At 47.6% G+C, this 17,838-nt stretch carries 15 protein-coding genes, 1 tRNA gene and 1 pseudogene; 6 read left to right on the top strand and 11 right to left on the bottom strand.

Annotation, left to right across the window (positions count from 1 at the left end; translation table 11 throughout):
* Window positions 1-76: 76 nt before the first annotated feature.
* The 4 genes from M2137_RS14580 to metG all read right to left on the bottom strand — a co-directional run bounded on the left by M2137_RS14580 (window position 77) and on the right by metG (window position 4,896).
* On the bottom strand, window positions 77-568 hold the full coding sequence (locus tag M2137_RS14580; RefSeq protein WP_280767160.1) for a glycosyltransferase family 2 protein: 492 nt from the start codon (window positions 566-568) through the stop codon (window positions 77-79).
* 92 nt (window positions 569-660) lie between these two features.
* The gene (locus tag M2137_RS14575; RefSeq protein ID WP_280767159.1) at window positions 661-1,680 is read right to left on the bottom strand and encodes a Gfo/Idh/MocA family oxidoreductase; all 1,020 of its coding nucleotides are present in this window, start codon (window positions 1,678-1,680) and stop codon (window positions 661-663) included.
* Window positions 1,670-2,830 (bottom strand): DegT/DnrJ/EryC1/StrS family aminotransferase, encoded by a 1,161-nt coding sequence (locus M2137_RS14570; RefSeq protein ID WP_280767158.1) that lies wholly within the window; start codon window positions 2,828-2,830, stop codon window positions 1,670-1,672. The genes M2137_RS14575 and M2137_RS14570 overlap by 11 nt, the downstream gene beginning before the upstream one ends.
* Before the next feature lie 26 nt (window positions 2,831-2,856).
* Window positions 2,857-4,896, bottom strand: a complete 2,040-nt coding sequence (gene metG / locus M2137_RS14565; protein ID WP_280767157.1) for a methionine--tRNA ligase — start codon at window positions 4,894-4,896, stop codon at window positions 2,857-2,859.
* A 96-nt stretch (window positions 4,897-4,992) separates the two neighbouring features.
* On the opposite strand from metG, the gene M2137_RS14560 reads away from it, so the two are divergent.
* Window positions 4,993-5,391 carry a YkvA family protein gene (locus tag M2137_RS14560; protein ID WP_280767156.1) on the top strand — a complete coding sequence of 133 codons (399 nt, stop codon included), beginning with the start codon at window positions 4,993-4,995 and terminating at the stop codon, window positions 5,389-5,391.
* Here the strand turns inward: M2137_RS14560 and bioD are convergent.
* The 3 genes from bioD to M2137_RS14545 form a co-directional block, all read right to left on the bottom strand.
* Window positions 5,383-6,054: a dethiobiotin synthase gene (bioD, locus tag M2137_RS14555; protein WP_280767155.1), complete on the bottom strand. Its 672-nt coding sequence runs from the start codon at window positions 6,052-6,054 to the stop codon at window positions 5,383-5,385. The genes M2137_RS14560 and bioD overlap by 9 nt on opposite strands.
* A gap of 274 nt (window positions 6,055-6,328) precedes the next feature.
* Window positions 6,329-7,579, bottom strand: coding sequence for an efflux RND transporter periplasmic adaptor subunit (locus tag M2137_RS14550; protein WP_280767154.1), 1,251 nt, complete (start codon window positions 7,577-7,579; stop codon window positions 6,329-6,331).
* A 10-nt stretch (window positions 7,580-7,589) separates the two neighbouring features.
* On the bottom strand, window positions 7,590-9,068 hold the full coding sequence (locus M2137_RS14545; protein WP_280767153.1) for a TolC family protein: 1,479 nt from the start codon (window positions 9,066-9,068) through the stop codon (window positions 7,590-7,592).
* A 241-nt stretch (window positions 9,069-9,309) separates the two neighbouring features.
* Here M2137_RS14545 and M2137_RS14540 point away from each other — a divergent pair, with 241 nt between their 5' ends.
* Entirely contained in the window at window positions 9,310-11,799 is a 2,490-nt protein-coding gene (locus M2137_RS14540; RefSeq protein ID WP_280767152.1) for a YfhO family protein, read from the top strand.
* A 77-nt stretch (window positions 11,800-11,876) separates the two neighbouring features.
* Here the strand turns inward: M2137_RS14540 and M2137_RS14535 are convergent, their stop codons facing one another.
* Together M2137_RS14535 and M2137_RS14530 are read right to left on the bottom strand one after the other, a co-directional pair.
* A complete protein-coding gene (locus tag M2137_RS14535) occupies window positions 11,877-12,476 on the bottom strand; it encodes a lipocalin family protein (RefSeq protein ID WP_280767151.1) in 600 nt (199 codons plus the stop codon).
* A gap of 113 nt (window positions 12,477-12,589) precedes the next feature.
* On the bottom strand, window positions 12,590-14,575 hold the full coding sequence (locus M2137_RS14530) for a DUF4954 family protein (protein WP_280767150.1): 1,986 nt from the start codon (window positions 14,573-14,575) through the stop codon (window positions 12,590-12,592).
* Window positions 14,576-15,037: 462 nt separating this feature from the next.
* Between M2137_RS14530 and M2137_RS14525 the strand changes: the two genes are divergently transcribed.
* Window positions 15,038-15,119, top strand: a tRNA-Leu gene (locus M2137_RS14525).
* A gap of 171 nt (window positions 15,120-15,290) precedes the next feature.
* Here the strand turns inward: M2137_RS14525 and M2137_RS14520 are convergent.
* Complete coding sequence (locus M2137_RS14520) at window positions 15,291-15,905, bottom strand: flavodoxin family protein (RefSeq protein ID WP_280767149.1); 615 nt, start codon at window positions 15,903-15,905, stop codon at window positions 15,291-15,293.
* A 56-nt stretch (window positions 15,906-15,961) separates the two neighbouring features.
* Here M2137_RS14520 and M2137_RS14515 point away from each other — a divergent pair, with 56 nt between their 5' ends.
* Complete coding sequence (locus tag M2137_RS14515; RefSeq protein WP_280767148.1) at window positions 15,962-16,396, top strand: acetyltransferase; 435 nt, start codon at window positions 15,962-15,964, stop codon at window positions 16,394-16,396.
* Here M2137_RS14515 and M2137_RS14510 read toward each other — a convergent pair.
* On the bottom strand, window positions 16,393-17,013 hold the full coding sequence (locus M2137_RS14510) for a hypothetical protein (RefSeq protein WP_280767147.1): 621 nt from the start codon (window positions 17,011-17,013) through the stop codon (window positions 16,393-16,395). The two genes, M2137_RS14515 and M2137_RS14510, sit on opposite strands and share 4 nt — an antisense overlap.
* 188 nt (window positions 17,014-17,201) lie before the next feature.
* On the opposite strand from M2137_RS14510, the pseudogene M2137_RS14505 reads away from it, so the two are divergent.
* Both M2137_RS14505 and M2137_RS14500 read left to right on the top strand, forming a co-directional pair.
* Window positions 17,202-17,424 (top strand): annotated as a pseudogene (locus M2137_RS14505) (site-specific integrase); the annotation flags it as partial.
* Between the two features lie 43 nt (window positions 17,425-17,467).
* The gene (locus M2137_RS14500) at window positions 17,468-17,692 is read left to right on the top strand and encodes a hypothetical protein (RefSeq protein ID WP_280767146.1); all 225 of its coding nucleotides are present in this window, start codon (window positions 17,468-17,470) and stop codon (window positions 17,690-17,692) included.
* Window positions 17,693-17,838: the final 146 nt, after the last annotated feature.

The following is a 17,838-nucleotide window of genomic DNA, read 5'->3' as shown; positions in this document are numbered from 1 at the left end:
AAGTTCAAGTCCGTTGACTCAGAAAATATCTGTAACTAACTATATTTCAAATGTTTCAAAGAACGATTGCGAGTTTTTAGTGGACACTAATGTTACGAATTATAAAATCTCTTCTATAGAGATAAGCAGATGCTCCTACTGGCATAAGTAATTCTGTGATCTCGCTGATCCATTGTGGGTTGAAATAATGTGTAACAAATTGACCTTTTCTCCCTGTATTCATCCCACCAAACATCACCATATCTTCTGTATGCCCCAGTAAGCTGCTCAGGCAATTCTTTTCAATCCAATCATCCGAATCGATAAACCAGATATACTCGCCTTTGGCGACTTCAATACCTCGGTTCCGGGTGGCACTTAAGCCACGGTTCTCTTGAGAAAGAACCGTTATATTGGGATATTTCGCTGCATATCGTTCTAATATGGCTAAACTGCCGTCAGGGGATCCATCATTAATGGCAATTATTTCATAGTCGGAATGGGGAATATCCTGCTCCAGACAGCTGTCTAAGCATTCTTCCAAATAGGCCTCTACGTTATAAACGGGGATGATAAGTGATAAATGCATAAAGCGTTTTTGGTTTGAATGATTTGTACTCAGAGTAATTGTTTCCCACAAATATAACACAAACTATTAATCTTTATTCCATTTAATGGTAATCACCTCCCCATATAAACCCTCTCAATAATATCCACCACTTTCATCCCATCGTGCATACCGGTGGTAATTGCCTTAGTATCCGGGGCGGTGAGGACTTCGACTACGTTGCGGATCACGAAGTTATGATTCTGGGCGGAGCCTTTGTAGGGGCCGTAGTCGTTTCCGGGGTTGGTGGGAGCCAGGATGGGCATGGCATAATCCTGGATATGACAGTATTCCACTTCATTCATATATTGTCCGCCTACCTTGATACTTCCTTTTTCGGCGACGATTGTGAGGCTGCTCTCCAGGTTACGGTTCCATACCGCTGTGGAGTAGTTGAGGCTGCCCATGCCTCCGTTCACGAAGTCGAAACTGATGATGCCGGAGTCTTCAAAGTCGGTCAGTCCGGCATGATTGAAATCGGCGAAGCGCGCTTGCAGATTGGTGATATCGCCAAAGAGCCAGTACATGATATCAATGAAGTGGGAAAATTGCGTAAACAAAGTGCCTCCGTCCAACCGGGCATCACCATGCCAGCCGCCCGGTTTATAATAGCGTTCGTCGCGGTTCCAGTAACAGTTGAGCTGTACCAGATAGATATCGCCCAATCGTCCGGAGTCGACCATATCCTTCAACCATACAGAAGGTGGAGAATAGCGGTTTTGCATCACGCAAAAGACCTTTTTATCCAGTTTTTCCGAGGTGGAAATAATCTTTTCGGCATCGGCTTTAGTCAATGCCATCGGTTTCTCAACGACTACATGATGTCCGGTCTCCATGCCCCGAACAGCCATTTCCGCATGCAGACCGTTGGGGGTACATACGTTCAATACATCGAAAGCGAGATCGCTATCCAACAGCTCTTCCAACGAAGAAAAGAAAGATACATCATAGGCTTCAATGCCCAACTCTTCCTTAGGGCGGATATCACATAAGGCCACCAGCTTGGCACCGGCATCCCGCGTAATCATTTCAGCATGTCGTTTGCCGATATGTCCGCATCCCACGACCGCGAAGCGGATTGTATTACATTCCATAAAACGCTTTGATTGCTTCAATAATATAGGCCTGTTCGTCTTCCTTCATCTCCGTATGGATAGGGATGGATAATACATCCTTGGCTAAATAGCCTGATTCATCCCGTCTTTTCTTATCTGCAAAACACACCAGCTTCTTATAGGCATGCTGCTTATATACCGGAAGCGGATAATAAACCATAGAAGGGATATGACGTTCGGCAAGATATTCTTTCAATTTATCACGGGTTTCATCTCCTAATACCTGAAGAGTGTACTGATGATACACATGGGTGGAATAGTCGGAAACAATAGGCAATAGGATAGCTTCCGCCTCTTCTTCTACAACGCTTAACTCTTCATCATAGCGTTTGGCTATCTGCTGACGGCGTCTGTTGAAATCATCCAGATGTCTTAATTTTACCTGCAAAATAGCAGCCTGCAAGGTATCCAACCGTGAATTGCATCCGACCATCTCATGATTATATTTCCCGGCCTGCCCATGATTGGCCATTTTGTATAAACGTTCGGCCAGCTCCGGATCGGAAGTGATCATAGCCCCCCCGTCGCCATAACAGGCTAATGGCTTGGAAGGAAAGAAAGAGGTGGTGCCGATATGCCCCATCGTGCCGGCATAATATTGCGTTCCGTCGGTAAAGGTACAGATAGCTCCCATCGACTGGGCATTGTCTTCGATGACATACAGCTGATGATCGGAAGCTATTTGCAGAATAGTTTCCATATGGCAACACTGCCCAAACAGATGAACGGCGATAATAGCTTTCGTTTTCGAGCTGATAACCTTTTCAATCAACGTTTCATCTATATTGAACGTGAGCGAATCGACATCGACCAATACCGGTGTAAGCCCTAACATAACCACCGCTTCAACCGCCGCTATATAGGTAAATGACGGCACAATCACCTCATCGCCGGGCTTCAATCCGAGCGCCATCAGGGCAATCTGCAACGCATCTGTCCCGTTTCCGCATGGAACCACGTATGGCACCTGCAGATAACTCGCCAACTGGCCGGCGAATTCCTTCACCTGCGGCCCGTTGATAAACGCCGAGGAATCGATCACCGATTGCATAGCCTCATCGATCTCCGGCTTTAGTCGAAGATATTGGCCATGCAGATCGACCATTTGAATAGTATGGGGATATGTCATATTTTTAGAACGGAAGCAAGATCGTTTTATTTCACCTCACTACCCGGCTTCACCTCTTTTTGGGGCATGATAACAGCCAGGCTACCGTCGGCATTCTCTGCCGAAAGAATCATGCCTTCCGAAACGATGCCGCGCAGTTTGCGGGGCGCCAGGTTGGCAATGAAGCACACCTGTTTGCCTACAAGCTCTTCCGGTTTGTAATGCTGGGCAATGCCGGAAATGATCGTTCGCTTTTCCAAGCCGTCGTCGATTAGGAACTGCAACAACTTATCGGCTTTCGGCACCTTAGCACATTCCAGGACGGTGCCCACGCGGATATCCAATTTCATAAAGTCGTCGTATTCGATATTCTCCCGCACCGGATTCGCCCGGTAGTTCTCCTCTTCGTTGGCCTTCTTGGTATCAAGCAGTTTCTGTATCTGTGCCTCAATCACGCTGTCTTCGATCTTCTCAAACAAGAGTTCGGGTGTGGCCAACTGATGACCGGCCGGTAGTAGATCGACCTGACCCAAACGATCCCATCCCAAGGGCTCTACACACAGCATCTCGTTGAGTTTCTGCATGCTGAAAGGCAGAAACGGCTCGAAGGCAATCGCCAGGTTAGCCGTGATCTGCAGAGATATATTCAGAATAGTCGCCACGCGCTCCATATCGGTCTTCGCCAGCTTCCAGGGTTCGGTGTCGGCGAGGTATTTATTGCCGATACGCGCCAGGTTCATCGCCTCTTTCTGCGCATCGCGGAAATGGAATGTATCGAGCAGACGTTCCACATCGGCTTTGACATCAGCAAATTCTTTCAGTGTCTCTTTATCATACTCGGTCAGTTCGCCTGCGGCAGGTACTTTCCCGTCAAAATATTTCTGTGTCAATACCAATGCCCGGTTGACAAAGTTACCCAGGATCGCTACCAACTCATTGTTATTACGCGCCTGGAAATCCCGCCAGGTGAAATCATTATCTTTCGTTTCAGGCGCGTTGGCTGTCAATACATAGCGCAACACATCCTGCTTGCCCGGGAACTCTTCCAGGTATTCATGCAACCACACCGCCCAATTGCGCGAGGTGGAGATCTTATCGCCTTCCAGGTTCAGGAATTCATTAGCCGGCACATTCTCCGGCAGGTTGAACGTGCCTTCCGCCTTCAACATGGTCGGGAACACAATGCAATGGAACACAATATTGTCTTTTCCGATGAAATGCAACAATTTGGTTTCGGGATCTTTCCACCAGGTTTCCCAGGTGTCGGGCAACAATTCTTTGGTGTTGGATATATAACCGATTGGCGCGTCGAACCATACATACAACACTTTGCCTTCGGCTCCTTCCACCGGTACAGGAATCCCCCAATCGAGGTCACGGCTGACGGCACGCGGCTGCAAGCCCATATCCAACCAGCTTTTGCATTGTCCATACACATTCGATTTCCATTCTTTATGCCCCTCCAGGATCCACTGGCGCAAGAACGGTTCGTATTTGTCTAATGGCAGATACCAGTGTTTGGTCTCTTTCATCACGGGAACGCTGCCGCTGATAGCCGATTTCGGATTGATCAGGTCGGTCGCGTTGAGCGACGTACCGCATGCCTCACACTGGTCGCCATAGGCATTTTCGTTATGGCAATGCGGACAAGTGCCGGTGATATAGCGGTCGGCCAGGAATTGCTTGGCCTCCTCGTCGTAATATTGTTCGGAGGTCTGTTCAATAAACTCCCCCTTATCGTATAGTTTGCGGAAGAAGTCGGAAGCCACCTGGCGATGCGTCTCCGAAGTCGTGCGGGAATAGACATCAAACGTGATACCAAAATCGGCAAACGACTGCTTAATGATCGCATGAAAACGGTCGACAATATCCTGCGGCGTCACCCCCTCTTTCTTGGCGCGGATCGTAATAGGCACCCCATGTTCGTCGGAGCCTCCGATCAGTAAAACCTCTTCACCTTTGAGGCGCAGATAGCGCGCGTAGATATCAGCCGGTACATACACACCGGCCAGGTGACCGATATGAACCGGCCCGTTTGCATACGGAAGCGCTGTCGTTATCAGCGTTCTCTTGAATTGCTTTTCCATACCTTGTACTTTCTTTCTTTTTGAGTCACAAAAATACGAAAACAACAGCAACTTTCCCTATCTTTAGCCTGTTATATCTCATGAAAGGAGAAAATTATGGAAGCGAAGAAGATTGAAGATGTCCCCTATGTAGAGGTGCATGAAATAGAAAAATATGGCCATCATTTTGATGAACAGTCCTTCTGGAAGAAGATTTCGCGGGTAGCCAAAAAGGTTGGTGCTACGGTATTACGCCCGGTGTTTCAGCTTTATTATATGTTGCAAAGCGATGAGGTCTCGTTCAAACATAAGGCCTATATCGTTGGCGCGTTGGGCTACTTCGTGCTTCCGTTCGATCTTATTCCCGAGAGTGTGTTGCCGGTACTTGGCTTTGCCGACGATGTGGCAGTCATGGCCTTTGTATTGAAAACCGTAGAAGAGAGTCTGACGCCTGAGATCAAAGAGATGGCGGAAAATAAAGTCGCCCAATTGCTCGGCACCACCAAGTTAGATTAACTCCCGCACATCCGGCCACTGCCCGGCTTCTTCCTTTATTTCCGTCAAAAGAATCAGGGGGATGCCGGGCAGTTGCGTTTGCAGGTAGTCTAACGTCGCCGATTCGATCTTGGCATCGACCGAAGGGTGCAGGTTATAGACCAAAGCAGCCACTTCGATCCCCCGCTGCCGGCAGGCATCCAGACTCAATAGGGTATGGTTGATGCTTCCCAATTTGCCGGAGGTAACCAGTATCAACGGATAGTTTTCCGACTGGATATAATCGATTGTCAGCGTGTTTCGATCGATAGGCACCATCAATCCGCCGGCACCTTCCAACAATACATAGTCGTAGCGCTCTTGCAACGTTTTTGTCGCCTCGGTGATCCTGGCCAGATCCACCGGACGCCCCTCTTCTTCAGCCGCCATATGGGGGGAGCAGGGGTAGCTATAAAGATAGGTGCAGGTAAGCCCTGAGAGGTCTTCCGCCTGCAGGGGGATGCCCTGGATGCGGCGGTGCATTTCGATATCTTCCGACATCTCCCGGCAACCGGTCTGTATCATCTTTTGCGTTATCACCGAACAGCCCGCCTCGGCCATCGCCCGGGCGATCGCTCCTGTGGCATACGTTTTACCGATGTTTGTATCTATGCCGGATACGAAATAGACTTTCCCCTGTTTCATCTGTTTTGTGTGTTTCAACCGGAGGCAAAAGTACGCAATTTCGCTCTTCCGCAAAAACGGCAATTGACCCTTTTGGGGGTCAAATAGGCAAAAGCCCAAAATGACAAAATGATATTTCGGCAGGAGTTTTTTCTCAAAAAGGCAGGACTTTGCGAACAAACTCCCGGGAGTTAGCATTTGTTAACATTTGAAGTGTAAGCAAAGACCCCCTATTTTAACTAAAATAGAGGGTACTCTGATTACACTTCAATTTCGGTTTTGGTTTTTATCTGGCTTATTTCAAAATCAATTCCTGTGCATCGCCGAAGGTGCTATATCCCGTGACGATCACCTTATCGCCCGGAAGAAGCCCGCTTGTGACTTCGTATTGTTGTGGATTCTGTCGCCCGATACTGATCGGAACGCGAATGGCTTTGGTACCACTTTCATTGACCTTGTAGATCCATTGGCCGCCTGTATTCTGGAAGAAATCGCCTCGCGGTATCACCAAGGCATCTTCGGGTTGTCCCAATTCGATCTGTACGCGGAAGCTCTTGCCGATGCGTACATTCTCCGGCATTTCGTCGGTGAACACCAGGTCGATATCGAAATTCCGGTCTTTCACTTCCGGTACCACCTTGGTGATCCGGAGCGGGTATTTGCGTCCCTGCCAGGCGATGGTAGCCGGTAGGCCGGTCATGATGCGGTCGATGTAGTATTCGCTAAGCGAGGCGTGCATCTTGAACTGATCTAATACTTTGATCTCGGCGATACTCTCCGTACTCTGCACCTGTTGGCCGGGCGTCACCTTGACGAAGCTGAGTTGGCCGGCGATGGGGGCACGCACGATCAGTTGCTGCATCCGTTCGCGGGCGCGAAGGTATTTTTTACGCTCCCGTTCCAGGTCGTTTTTCATCAGGTCGCTACGCAGGCTGGTGGCTACGCTGTCATGGCGAAGCCCTTCCAGTTGTAAAGCCGTGCTACGGGTCTTAAATTCATATTCATCGCGTTGCACATCCAATTGCGCTTTGCTCTTCACACCCATATTGTATTCCTCCTCATCCAGGGCAAAGCTTTTGGAGAGCCGGTGCAATTCGTAGGTGGTCTGCAATACCTGTTGTTGCAGGCTGATGCTTTTTTGCTCCATCTCCAATTCTTTTTCCTGAAACGAAATCAGCTGTTTCTCCCACTCGTCTTCCTGGTCTTCGATGGAACGTATCAGTTCGGGGTTGTTGAGTATCAGGATGGTATCGCCCTGTGCGAGCATCATGCCCTCTTCCGCTACGATGCGCTCGACGCTACCTGCTTCGCGTGTGTTGATCTTTATGGTAAGGATCGGCTGCACCACGCCTTCTACGTCGACATATTCCAGAAACTTCCCGGCAACGGCTTCGCCTATGATCAGGTTGTCCGCGCTGGTACGCAGTTTGCGCCCGCCGGAGGCTGTTATCCCGACGTAAACCAATAGGGCGATAAAGGCGGCTGCCCCTATGATGTAATAACGATATCGATAATAGGCCGGTTTTCGGGCAATCGGTTTGTCCATGTTTGCTTTTTTATTTGATTAAAAGTTCGTAATCTTCTACTAACGCGCATTGTTTCTCGAAATCATACCCGGTCATGCTACGAAGACCGTAATAGAGGTTCCAGTAATTATAGAGCGCTTGTATATAGGAGCGTCGCGCGCGGTCTTTTTCGGAGATGGAGGCATTCAGATCGAGTATGTCCGACTTGCCCAACAGATAGAGCTTCTGCGCTACTTCGTTGCGCCGCTGGGCAGTCTGATCGGTTTTGTGGGCTATTATCACCCGGTCGTTCTGCAGGTTGAACTGCTTCACCATCTTGATCACATTCTGTTCGAAGTCATTGCGCGCCTGTTCGATCTCAGTGTACACCTTGTCGCGGTTGCTCATGGCCACTTTCACACGGCCGCGCCCAACGCCCCAGTCCAGGATCGGGATGCGGATGCCCAGGCTGACCATCTGCTGGTCGACAGGATCCTGGTAGACTCCCCGCAACGCCTGATCGGTCTGCGACAGACCGAACTGCATATACAGATCTGCCTTGAATCCCTGCAAGGAGCGCGCCTGAGCCACGGCGCTTTCGCTTTCCAGTTTGCGACGCTTCAGGGTTTCCGGTTCCGGGTTTAATAAGTGGGCAAATTGCAATGCCTGGTCGACAGGCACCATAAAAGCAGGGATCGTATGCTCCACAATGGTTTGCAATTCCCTGTCATCGGTGATTCCCAGGTAACTTCTCAGTTCTTGCGTATAGTCTTCTACCTCGATGCGGGCATTCATGCGGTTGGTCTGCTCCGTCAATAGGTTGATCTCGAGCTGAAGCATTTCGTTCTCGGTGATGGTTCCGATATTGTATCGTCCTTGGGCAAAACGGAAAAGGGTGTCGGCATTGGCGTAATTGTATTGGGCTATCTCCAGGTTGGTCTGCGCCGTAGCCAGTTGAAAAAACTTCTGGGTAGCACGGGCGGCCACCAGTTCCAGCGTTTCTACCAATGCTTTTTTCGACTCTTCGTAGCGCACCGGTTCAATCTTCCGGCTCCATTTCAGCGAGTTGTATCCGAAAAGGCTCTGTTGGTATCCGATAATCACAGGCGAACTACGATAGGAGGTCAGGTCTTCGGAAAAAACATCCAGCCGACTGAGCTCGGTCGAGACGAAGAGCTGCCCACCCGTGAACGGGATATTCTGTTGCAGGGTCAATCCCGCGTCTAAGGTCAACTGGTTTCGGCGGATATAACTGTCGTTTCCGTCGGGCAACGTAATGGAGCTGATCGTCCGATTCAGGTTGGGATCGGAGTAAAAACTCAAGCTGGGCAATAGGTTCGCCCGGTAGGTTCGCCAGTTCCAATAGGAGGCCCGGAACGAATGGCGGGCAGCAATGGCTTCGGGCGAATGATCCTGTGCCATGATGACCGCCTCCGACAGCGAGATGCGGAGCGTATCCTGCGCCATAAGCGGCTCGGGCGACAAACCCCAAGCGAGGACGATGAGAAGTAATGCGTAGATTCGTTTCATATTAATAGAGAAACAAACAGCGTGCCACAGATATAACTATATGAATATCAATCGAAAACAGACGGACACACTTCCTCCTAACTGTGCATACGCGCACAAAAAGCGTGCGTAAGCGCACACGAAGGGTAATAAACGGGCGTTCAGCCGGTCAATATGATATTGAAAATGCCATTTATTCCTGTGCGTATGAACTCATATTGAAATAATTCCCCTAATTTTGTGCGAAACAAAGAAATAAGCTATGCGAGACCTGATTAAAAAATATGGTTGGCACGTAGGTGCCCTGATTCTCTTCTTAGGTATTGTTACGATCTATTTTTACCCTTCTGTCATTGAAGGCAAAGTGATGCAACAGGGCGATTCCCAACAGTTCGAGGGAATGATCCGGGAATTGACCGACTATTATGAAGAAGAGAGGGAATCTTCCTACTGGACAGGTTCCATGTTTTCCGGTATGCCTTCTTATCAGATAGGGGCTTTTGATGGCATCTACAATCCCCTACCCGGCCTTATAGTAACCAAAAAAATTGACGCAATGGGGGCTGGTATTATCCTGGCAGCGCTGATTGCTTTTTATATCCTGATGTGTGTCATGGGTGTCAACCGCTGGCTGGCTATCCTGGGCGCTATTGCCTATGCATTTGCCTCCTACAATATTATTATTCTCGGTGCCGGACATATTTCAAAAGCCTATGTGATCGCTTATATGCCTTTGACCCTTGCGGGGATGATCCTCTTGTTTAAAGAGAAAACGTTATGGGGAAGCGTCCTGTTTACGTTAGGGGTTTCCTTTTCTATCCTGGAAGGGCATTTGCAAGTTACCTATTACCTGGCTCTTTTCTGTGCTATTGTTTTTCTCGGACTTGCTTATCTGCATATCAAAGAAAAAGCCTATAAGAAACTGCTCAAAACAACGGCTATACTGGCCGTAGCATCTTTTCTGGCCGTCTTGCCTAACCTGGCAACTCTCTACAGCAATTTAGAAATGAGTAAGACAAGCCTTCGCGGTCCTTCCGAACTGACGCAGCCTGAAACAGGAGAAAAAGCGGCTTCCGGCATGGGTAAAGACTATGCTTTTACCTTCAGTTATGGACGGGGCGAACTGATAACACTGCTTATTCCGGACGTATATGGTCGCGGTTCGGGCACCACCTTAGACAGCTCTTCCGAAACCTACCAGTTTTTGCGCAAGAATGGCTATCAGGTAGGGAAAAGTGTGATGATGCCAACCTATTGGGGCGATAAGCCATTTACGGAAGGCGCCGTGTACTTCGGTGCCATCATCTGCTTTTTGTTTCTGTTGGGGATGTTTGTGATCCGACACCCGATGAAGTGGTGGGTGTTTGGCGGAGCGCTGTTTTTTGTCCTCTTGTCGTTAGGAAAGAACCTCGCCTGGTTCAATGGACTTATGTTCGACTATTTCCCGATGTACAATAAATTCCGAACGCCCGAAATGGCTTTGGTTATTCCCGGACTGGTATTCCCAATTATTGCCTGTTGGGGATTGAAAGATATCTTAGACAATAAGGTGGAAGCCAAATCATTGAAGACGGGACTGATCTGGTCGCTGGCAATTACCGGAGGGCTTTGCCTGATCGTTTGGCTGTTTCCTAATGCTTTCTTTAGTTTTCAGACAGCGGGCGACGCGCAATACTCCACCCAACCCTGGTATAATGCCCTGTTGACCGACCGGGCTGCTATGGCCTCTTCGGATGCTTTCCGTTCCCTGATTTTTGTTTTATTGGGGGCAGGGCTTATCTTCCTATTGATGAAATCGAAAGACAAAAAGAAGGTTTCTATGATCGTTTGCGCGGGATTGGCAATACTGACACTGGTGGATCTTTGGGGAGTGGATCGCCGCTATGTGAACGAAGACCGTTATATGGCCGAGAAATTGGACACAACGTTCAAACCGGCTGTTGCCAATCAGGAGATTCTGAAAGACAAAGATCCCTCCTTCCGGGTACTCAACCTGCAAAGCACATTTGAAGAAACACATACCTCCTATTTCCACCGTTCGATTGGAGGCTACCATGCGGCTAAGCTGAGAAGCTACCAGGATCTGATCGCCTACCGATTGAGCGGTGAGATAAGCCAGATCATCAAAGCATTGCAGAACGCTCAGTCGGAATTGGATCTGCTTTCAACGCTGCGTAATACCCATTCGCTGAATATGCTGAATGCCCGTTATATCATCTATAACCCGGAATATCCGCCTATCCGCAATCCGTTTGCCTGCGGAGACGCCTGGTTTGTGTCGGAGGTAAAGATCGTGGAGAATGCCGATGAAGAGATGGCGGCGCTCGAAACCACCGACCCATTGGAAACGGCGGTTGTCGATAAACGCTATGCGGACGAACTGGCGGGATTCACTATTCAGCCCGATTCAACAGCAACGATCGTACTCGATAGCTATCGCCCAAACCGCATGAATTATACCTCCCGAACAAATACTGAGCAATTGGCTGTCTTTTCTGAAATCTATTACCAGCCCGGTTGGCAGGTAACGATCGACGGCCAACCGGCTCCTCACTTCAGGGCCGATTGGGCATTGCGCGCCATGCGTATTCCGGCAGGCGAGCATAAGATCGAATTTGCTTTCCGTCCACAGGGCTATTTCATGGTTCAACGGGTCGCTAATGCCAGTTCCTACCTGATCATCTTCCTATTGATCGGAGCAATCGGTTACTCCATCTGGGATTATTTCAGGAAACAAAAACAACAAGCCTAAACAATGTCATCCAAAAATAAAGGGGCTTGACCGGAAATGGTCAAGCCCCTTTACTTTTTTTATTTCTGTAGAACGGATCAACCCAAGTCCTGGTCGATCTGTGTGTACTCAATCAACGCTCCATGATGTATGAGCGGTTGGTTCTGGTCGATCCAGATCAATTTCGAGGTGTCATACCCAATCATGCCCGCTTTGTGGATAAAGGCTCTTTTGATATTGTCGGGCATAGCATGCTCGCGCGACAAAAGCCACAGATGGCGCAGGTCTTCGCCGGCCACCAGTGCATATCTATAGTCCGCATCGACCTCAATCACATTGTATCCTGTATAGAGAGGACCACGATACGAGATCTTCATCTTCGCGTCATACATAGGGCCAATAAACTTCGCTGTGCCGATCTTAATCTCTTTCCGTTTCTTATAATAGTTATACCAACGCTTCACGACTTTCAGATTGCCGTTATAACGCAGGGAAAAATCAATGGACGTATTAATGATATTCCGGTCAAATTTATAATCTAACCGAGCCACCTCATACCATTTCCCCAAAAACTTATCTACTTCAAAAGGATTCACCGCAACGGCTTTCCGGGGAATCGTTTTCCTCATATTCCATGCCAAGAAGGCGCCTGTCGCTGCTAAAGCAACACCCCCGGCTATTACATGACTCTTTTTCATATCTGTTTGTTTTTAGTTGTTTTTCAATCATCAGATGCTTCGCAAGGCGTCTGTTTTTATATAAACCACTCCGTAAAGATAATTGTTTTCCCGAATCGGCAAAAAACATTCGGTTAAATCTTCCTTAACCGTTCAATTACCTCTTCTCCCAACGCCCGCTTTGTTTTGATATGTTCGCGGACGGTCGTCACAAAAGGATTGTTCTCGAAATCACCACGCACACCCTCGAAGTCCTTGATCTTTGCCTCGTCGGAGCCATCTACCCCAAATCCGATCCGGGAGGTCAGCGAGAACTCTTTCCGGGCATCCTGGTATAGCATCTCATCCATCTCGATCACGGCTGTCTGCCAGGCCTCCACAAGGGCGATCAACTGGTCTACGGTCGTCCGGGAAAGGTCTATTCCATACTGTCTCCCGATACATTCGTAGGCCCATGTCCACTCCATATCGTAATACTTCCGAGCCATTTCGTCGAAGAAGGCTTCGATCTCCAACAACGAACTGCACGCACCCGATTCGATCACATCCAACAAATCGTTCAGACTCTCTTGCGGAAGGATCAAACCCGACAGATCGACCCATTCGCCCAGCCCGTTCGCCTCAGTTGGCTTCAGCCGATCGCGCACCTCTTCTATAGAGGAGAACGCCTCTTTTCCTAAGCGCGATATCAGGGAATTGCCTAAGAATTTGCAGATGGCCATCCGGTAAAACTCCATGCCTTTGCGGAGCGAACTGCCCTTGATACGCGTATTCTGATACGAAAAGACCTCCGAGGTGGCACCGGCCAGTTGTTGCAATTCCTTTAATATAGCCACCGCTTTGATCATCTTTTGAATGGTATAGGGGCTAAGCAGATTGAAATTGATTTTATCGAGTTGGAAAGGATCTGTCCGCTTGTCGCGCTTCGGCCATTTCTGTACGTCACGGATCGTACCCACGCTGCGCAGATTCACACCGGGCACCAGCCAGGTCTCGTCGTTCTTCTCGATGAGATAGGAGAAAGGTATGTCCGACGTGTCACTATGATGATGATGACGCCCCATCACTAAGGAAAAAGCACCGATCCGTGCCGGCCAAAGAATATACGAATCACTGGTCGTTTTCGAACCCCTTTCCACAATGCCCTGGTGGATAGGTCCCAGTTTATACATATGGTTGCTCTGGTTCGAACCGCTCCCGGCATTCAGGAAAGAGAACATCCCGGCAATCAATAGACTGCTCTTATGCATCGATACCGTGAAGGGACCGGCAAATATAGCGCATGCCTCCCCGTTCTCGAAAGCGCAGTTACTGAAAAGCAACGAGTCGTGAGCCGAGAAGTTATGAGACACATGGCAGGCCTGCCCGATAAAACAACGCACAATCTTCGCAGCATCCGACAGGAACGTGCCCGACGAAACAATGAAATCTTCAGCAATCACCGAGTCACCAATATAGACAGGTGCCACCCGGCAACTATTGACCGAGCCATTCGACAGGCGCGTTACATTCTCCAATACAGCCGCATCGCCGATACGCACATTGCGAAGTGTGCCGCAATTGCGGATCACCACCCCTTGCCCGATCGTCCCCTGCGTGGAGGCAATCTGATCTGCGTAGGTCGTTACCATCTGTTGCAACCGTGCGATCAATTCAGGACGATGCCGGTAAAGCGCGATGATATAGGCCAGGGAAGCCGACATACCATCATAGATAGGCACTTCTCGCCCGCCGGTCTCGTTCAGTACGACCACTTGCACATTATTCCCGAAAGAACTTTTCTCGTCGACCACCAATAGGTTCACATGCTGCAACAGGCTCCCCTCACCAATCGTATAGTTGGCAATATAATTCTGTACCTGTTCGATCAATACATTATCGCCCACCGTGCAATTATGCAGCGCAGCATGAAAAATACCGCTATGCCGCTTTATGCCACCGGCCAACTCAAATTCCGTTTCGAAAACACCCAACCGGATATCCCCGGAGAAGCGTACATCATATACATACCGCGTATCAAACCCTTCAGCAACAAGTACCCGGCTCCAATCTTCCGCAAAACAATGTTGTGACTCCAGACGAGCAATCTCCTCCGCAGTAAGGCAGTTTAGTTTATTCATACATCTGTTTCATAATTATATCAAAAGTCCCGAACTATGCCTCCCATCCCGAATCTCCGATCCCAAACGTTATACAACAAGGCATACAGACCGCAAAAATAGAACGGGAAGTTACTTTTTTTATTTTAACCCCCAACTATCATTTTGTCAAAAACGTAGGACTTTTTTTCTGAAATGGCAGGACTTTTTTGAAAAAGTCCCGGGAGAAACATTTTTTAACGTATCGTATTGACATCAAAATGGCCGTTTCGCTATCATTTTGTCAATCGAAGATCGCTTAGCCGAGGGCGTAAAGCAAACAGCGTTCGCTTCCCGAAGGGTCAGAAGCAATTAACAATCGCTTAGCGAGCGAAGCGAAGTGCAAAGCAAACAGTCTCCCCCCTCCTCCCCACCCCCATCTAAAATTCTCTCCAAAAACTTGTTCATTTCCCAAAAACATGTACCTTTGCCCCCGCAAACCACGCGGCTGTGGTGTAATTGGTAGCCACGCCAGACTTAGGATCTGGTGCCGAGAGGCGTGGGGGTTCGAGTCCCTTCAGCCGCACAAGGTTAAAAATCCTCCTGATTAAGTTCAGGGGGATTTTTTGTTTTGGGGTGGTTTATAGGTGGTTATGGGTTGTTCTATTCTTTATTGTTTTCATAAAGTTCGAGAGCTTTTGGTGCTAAATCGGAGGTTGAAATTGGTGTGAAGTGTATATCGGTTGAAAAGAAAAAACTACCGTATGAAATTAGTCACCTGCTGCTCCTCTGGCTTAGGGATGGGTTGGCCTCCGGTTTTGATATTTTTTAATAACCATGCCATATTCTTTCCTAATGTGCGCATGATTTGCAGTCCTTCGGCATCTTGAGTAGCTTCACCTGGAGAAAGGCCATGTACGTTGTTCCAATACTGCGATGAGACTACGGGCATATTAGAAATGGTGAAATATTTGTTCAGTCTGTCGAATGTGGTACTTGTACCTCCGCGACGAGCAACAGCGACAGATGCTCCAGGCTTATACATTAATAATTCGGAAGAGGAGTAGAATAATCTATCGAGGATGGCGCACAGAGATCCGTTTGGCCCTGCATAATATACGGGTGAGCCGATAATGAGGCCGTCTGAGTCTTTCAGGCTCTCACGAATATTATTATATAACTCGTCTTTGAATACGCAAAAACCTAATTCGCTGCATTTATGACAAGCAATACAACCTTGCACAGGTTTGGTTCCTATATGTATTATTTCAGACTCAACCCCATTGTCTTTTAGTGTAGTGGCAATCTCAGACAAAGCAATATAGGTGTTCCCGTTTTTCTTAGGGCTGCCGTTAATTAGTAATACTTTCATGATTTGAATTTCTTTTTTTACAAAGATACTCATTATAGTCAGTATCTTTGTCTGTAATGGAAATACACCAAATACAAAGAGGAGAGAAAGCCGACTATACCCAGTTGATGGCTGTATGGGAAAGCGCTGTGATGGCAACCCATCATTTCTTGACGCAAGAAGATTTTGACTTCTTTAAACAAATGATTCCCAGCTATTTTCCGCATGTTGACCTGTATGTCATTCGTATCGAAAAATGTATTGTTGCTTTTATGGGCGTGTCGGGAGATAACCTGGAAATGTTGTTTGTTTCAGCCGAATCAAGGGGGAAAGGTTTGGGTAAATCTCTCTTATTATATGCTCTTGAAAACCTCAAAGTGAACAAAGTAGATGTAAACGAGCAAAACACCCAGGCTGCCGGATTCTATGAAAGATTCGGCTTTAAAGTGGTCGGTCGCTCCGAAAAAGATTCAACAGGCAAGAATTACCCTATTTTACATTTAAGTTTTTAAACCACAAAAAGCATATAAACGCGGTGGGTCCCGGAGCCTTTTTGCGTGATAAGCCCTTCGCCTTCAAAGGCGAGAAGATCTTTAGAGGCTTGGTAACGCGAACAGTTGTTGATCGACGCATATGTGAGGCCGCTGATATAACCATGTTGTTGCAAATGACTTAACATCCGTTCTTTACGTTTCTTTAGGGAAGAATTGGCGGCAGTCTTCGTCACCTGCTCCAGCTCGGCCGACTGCTGTATCCGTTTCAATAGTTTTGGATTCCCCTTGAAATTGATACGATCGATCGTTACGCGCGTCAATTCGCCTTCGGACTGAGCTTCTTCAGTCGCTCCGCTCGTCGCCTCCTCTACCACCCTACTCCGCAAGGATAATGAGAAAGTGCCGATATCATCCAGCTCTACATGATAACCATTGGTTAGCGATTTGCCGATAAACCGTCCGGTCGCATCGAGCACCGCCTTTATCTGCGCCGAATTGACGCCCAGATCCCGTAGCTCACTACAGAGATCATCCATTCGCATCGTTCCCTTACTAATCACCCGCGCATGCTGCCGCGGTGCCCCTTCCGTGCCTTCCGGTTGTGGGGTTTCATACACTCCAAATCGAATTTTCATAGTTCTATTTTATTAATTTGACCGACAATCTGATTGTCGATAGCTATCGACAATACTGCTGATAGCCGTCGACAACATTGCTGACAACTGTCGACAATACTGCTTATAATTATCAACAGTCATTTTCTCACTCAAAGATAGAAAAAGGATGCTATTTGCAAAAGAAAATTATATATCTATTTTTTGCTTATAAGTTCAACGAACGCCTGAAAGAACTTGGTAAGAAAGCCAAACTAAAACAAAAGGTCATTCTGTACCAATATGTATCTTTCCGGTTTTCCTGCCGAAGAACTTATGCGAATATCCGGGCACAAAAGCCCTGCGGCATTTATGCGATATATTAAGGTTGATAATATGCAGGCGGCGAACAGATTGAAAGCATTGAGAAACAGTCTGAATAAGCAATCGTAATCTACAGGGATTCATTACCTTTACACCATAATTCAAATTTCTAATGATAGTAAAACATCAAAAACCGACTCAAAGCATAGATGTTATTCGTAATCCGTACTTCTTGGAATTTCTTGGATTGGAAAAACGGTCAGAATATAGCGAGTCAGAGTTGGAAAAAGCTATTTGTTTCCAAATGCTTAGTTCAATTGCCAGACAAGAAAGTCTTGGAGGATTTTATCAAAAAGGAGATTGGAGAGTGAATGTTAACCATAAAACTTTTTTTTGAATTTAACAATTAAACAAGAGGTATATGAACATCCTAAATTTTTTCAAGCCAATCAATCCTAATATGGGAATAAACGAAGAAGCATACGATAATTTGGACGTATGTGTTTCGATGATTGATGCTTTATCCCGTACCACAAATCAGAG

Origin of the sequence: Parabacteroides sp. PFB2-10, from assembly GCF_029893085.1 — a bacterium.
Taxonomy (GTDB): domain Bacteria; phylum Bacteroidota; class Bacteroidia; order Bacteroidales; family Tannerellaceae; genus QVMG01.
This window is presented reverse-complemented; position numbering and strand designations above follow the sequence as displayed.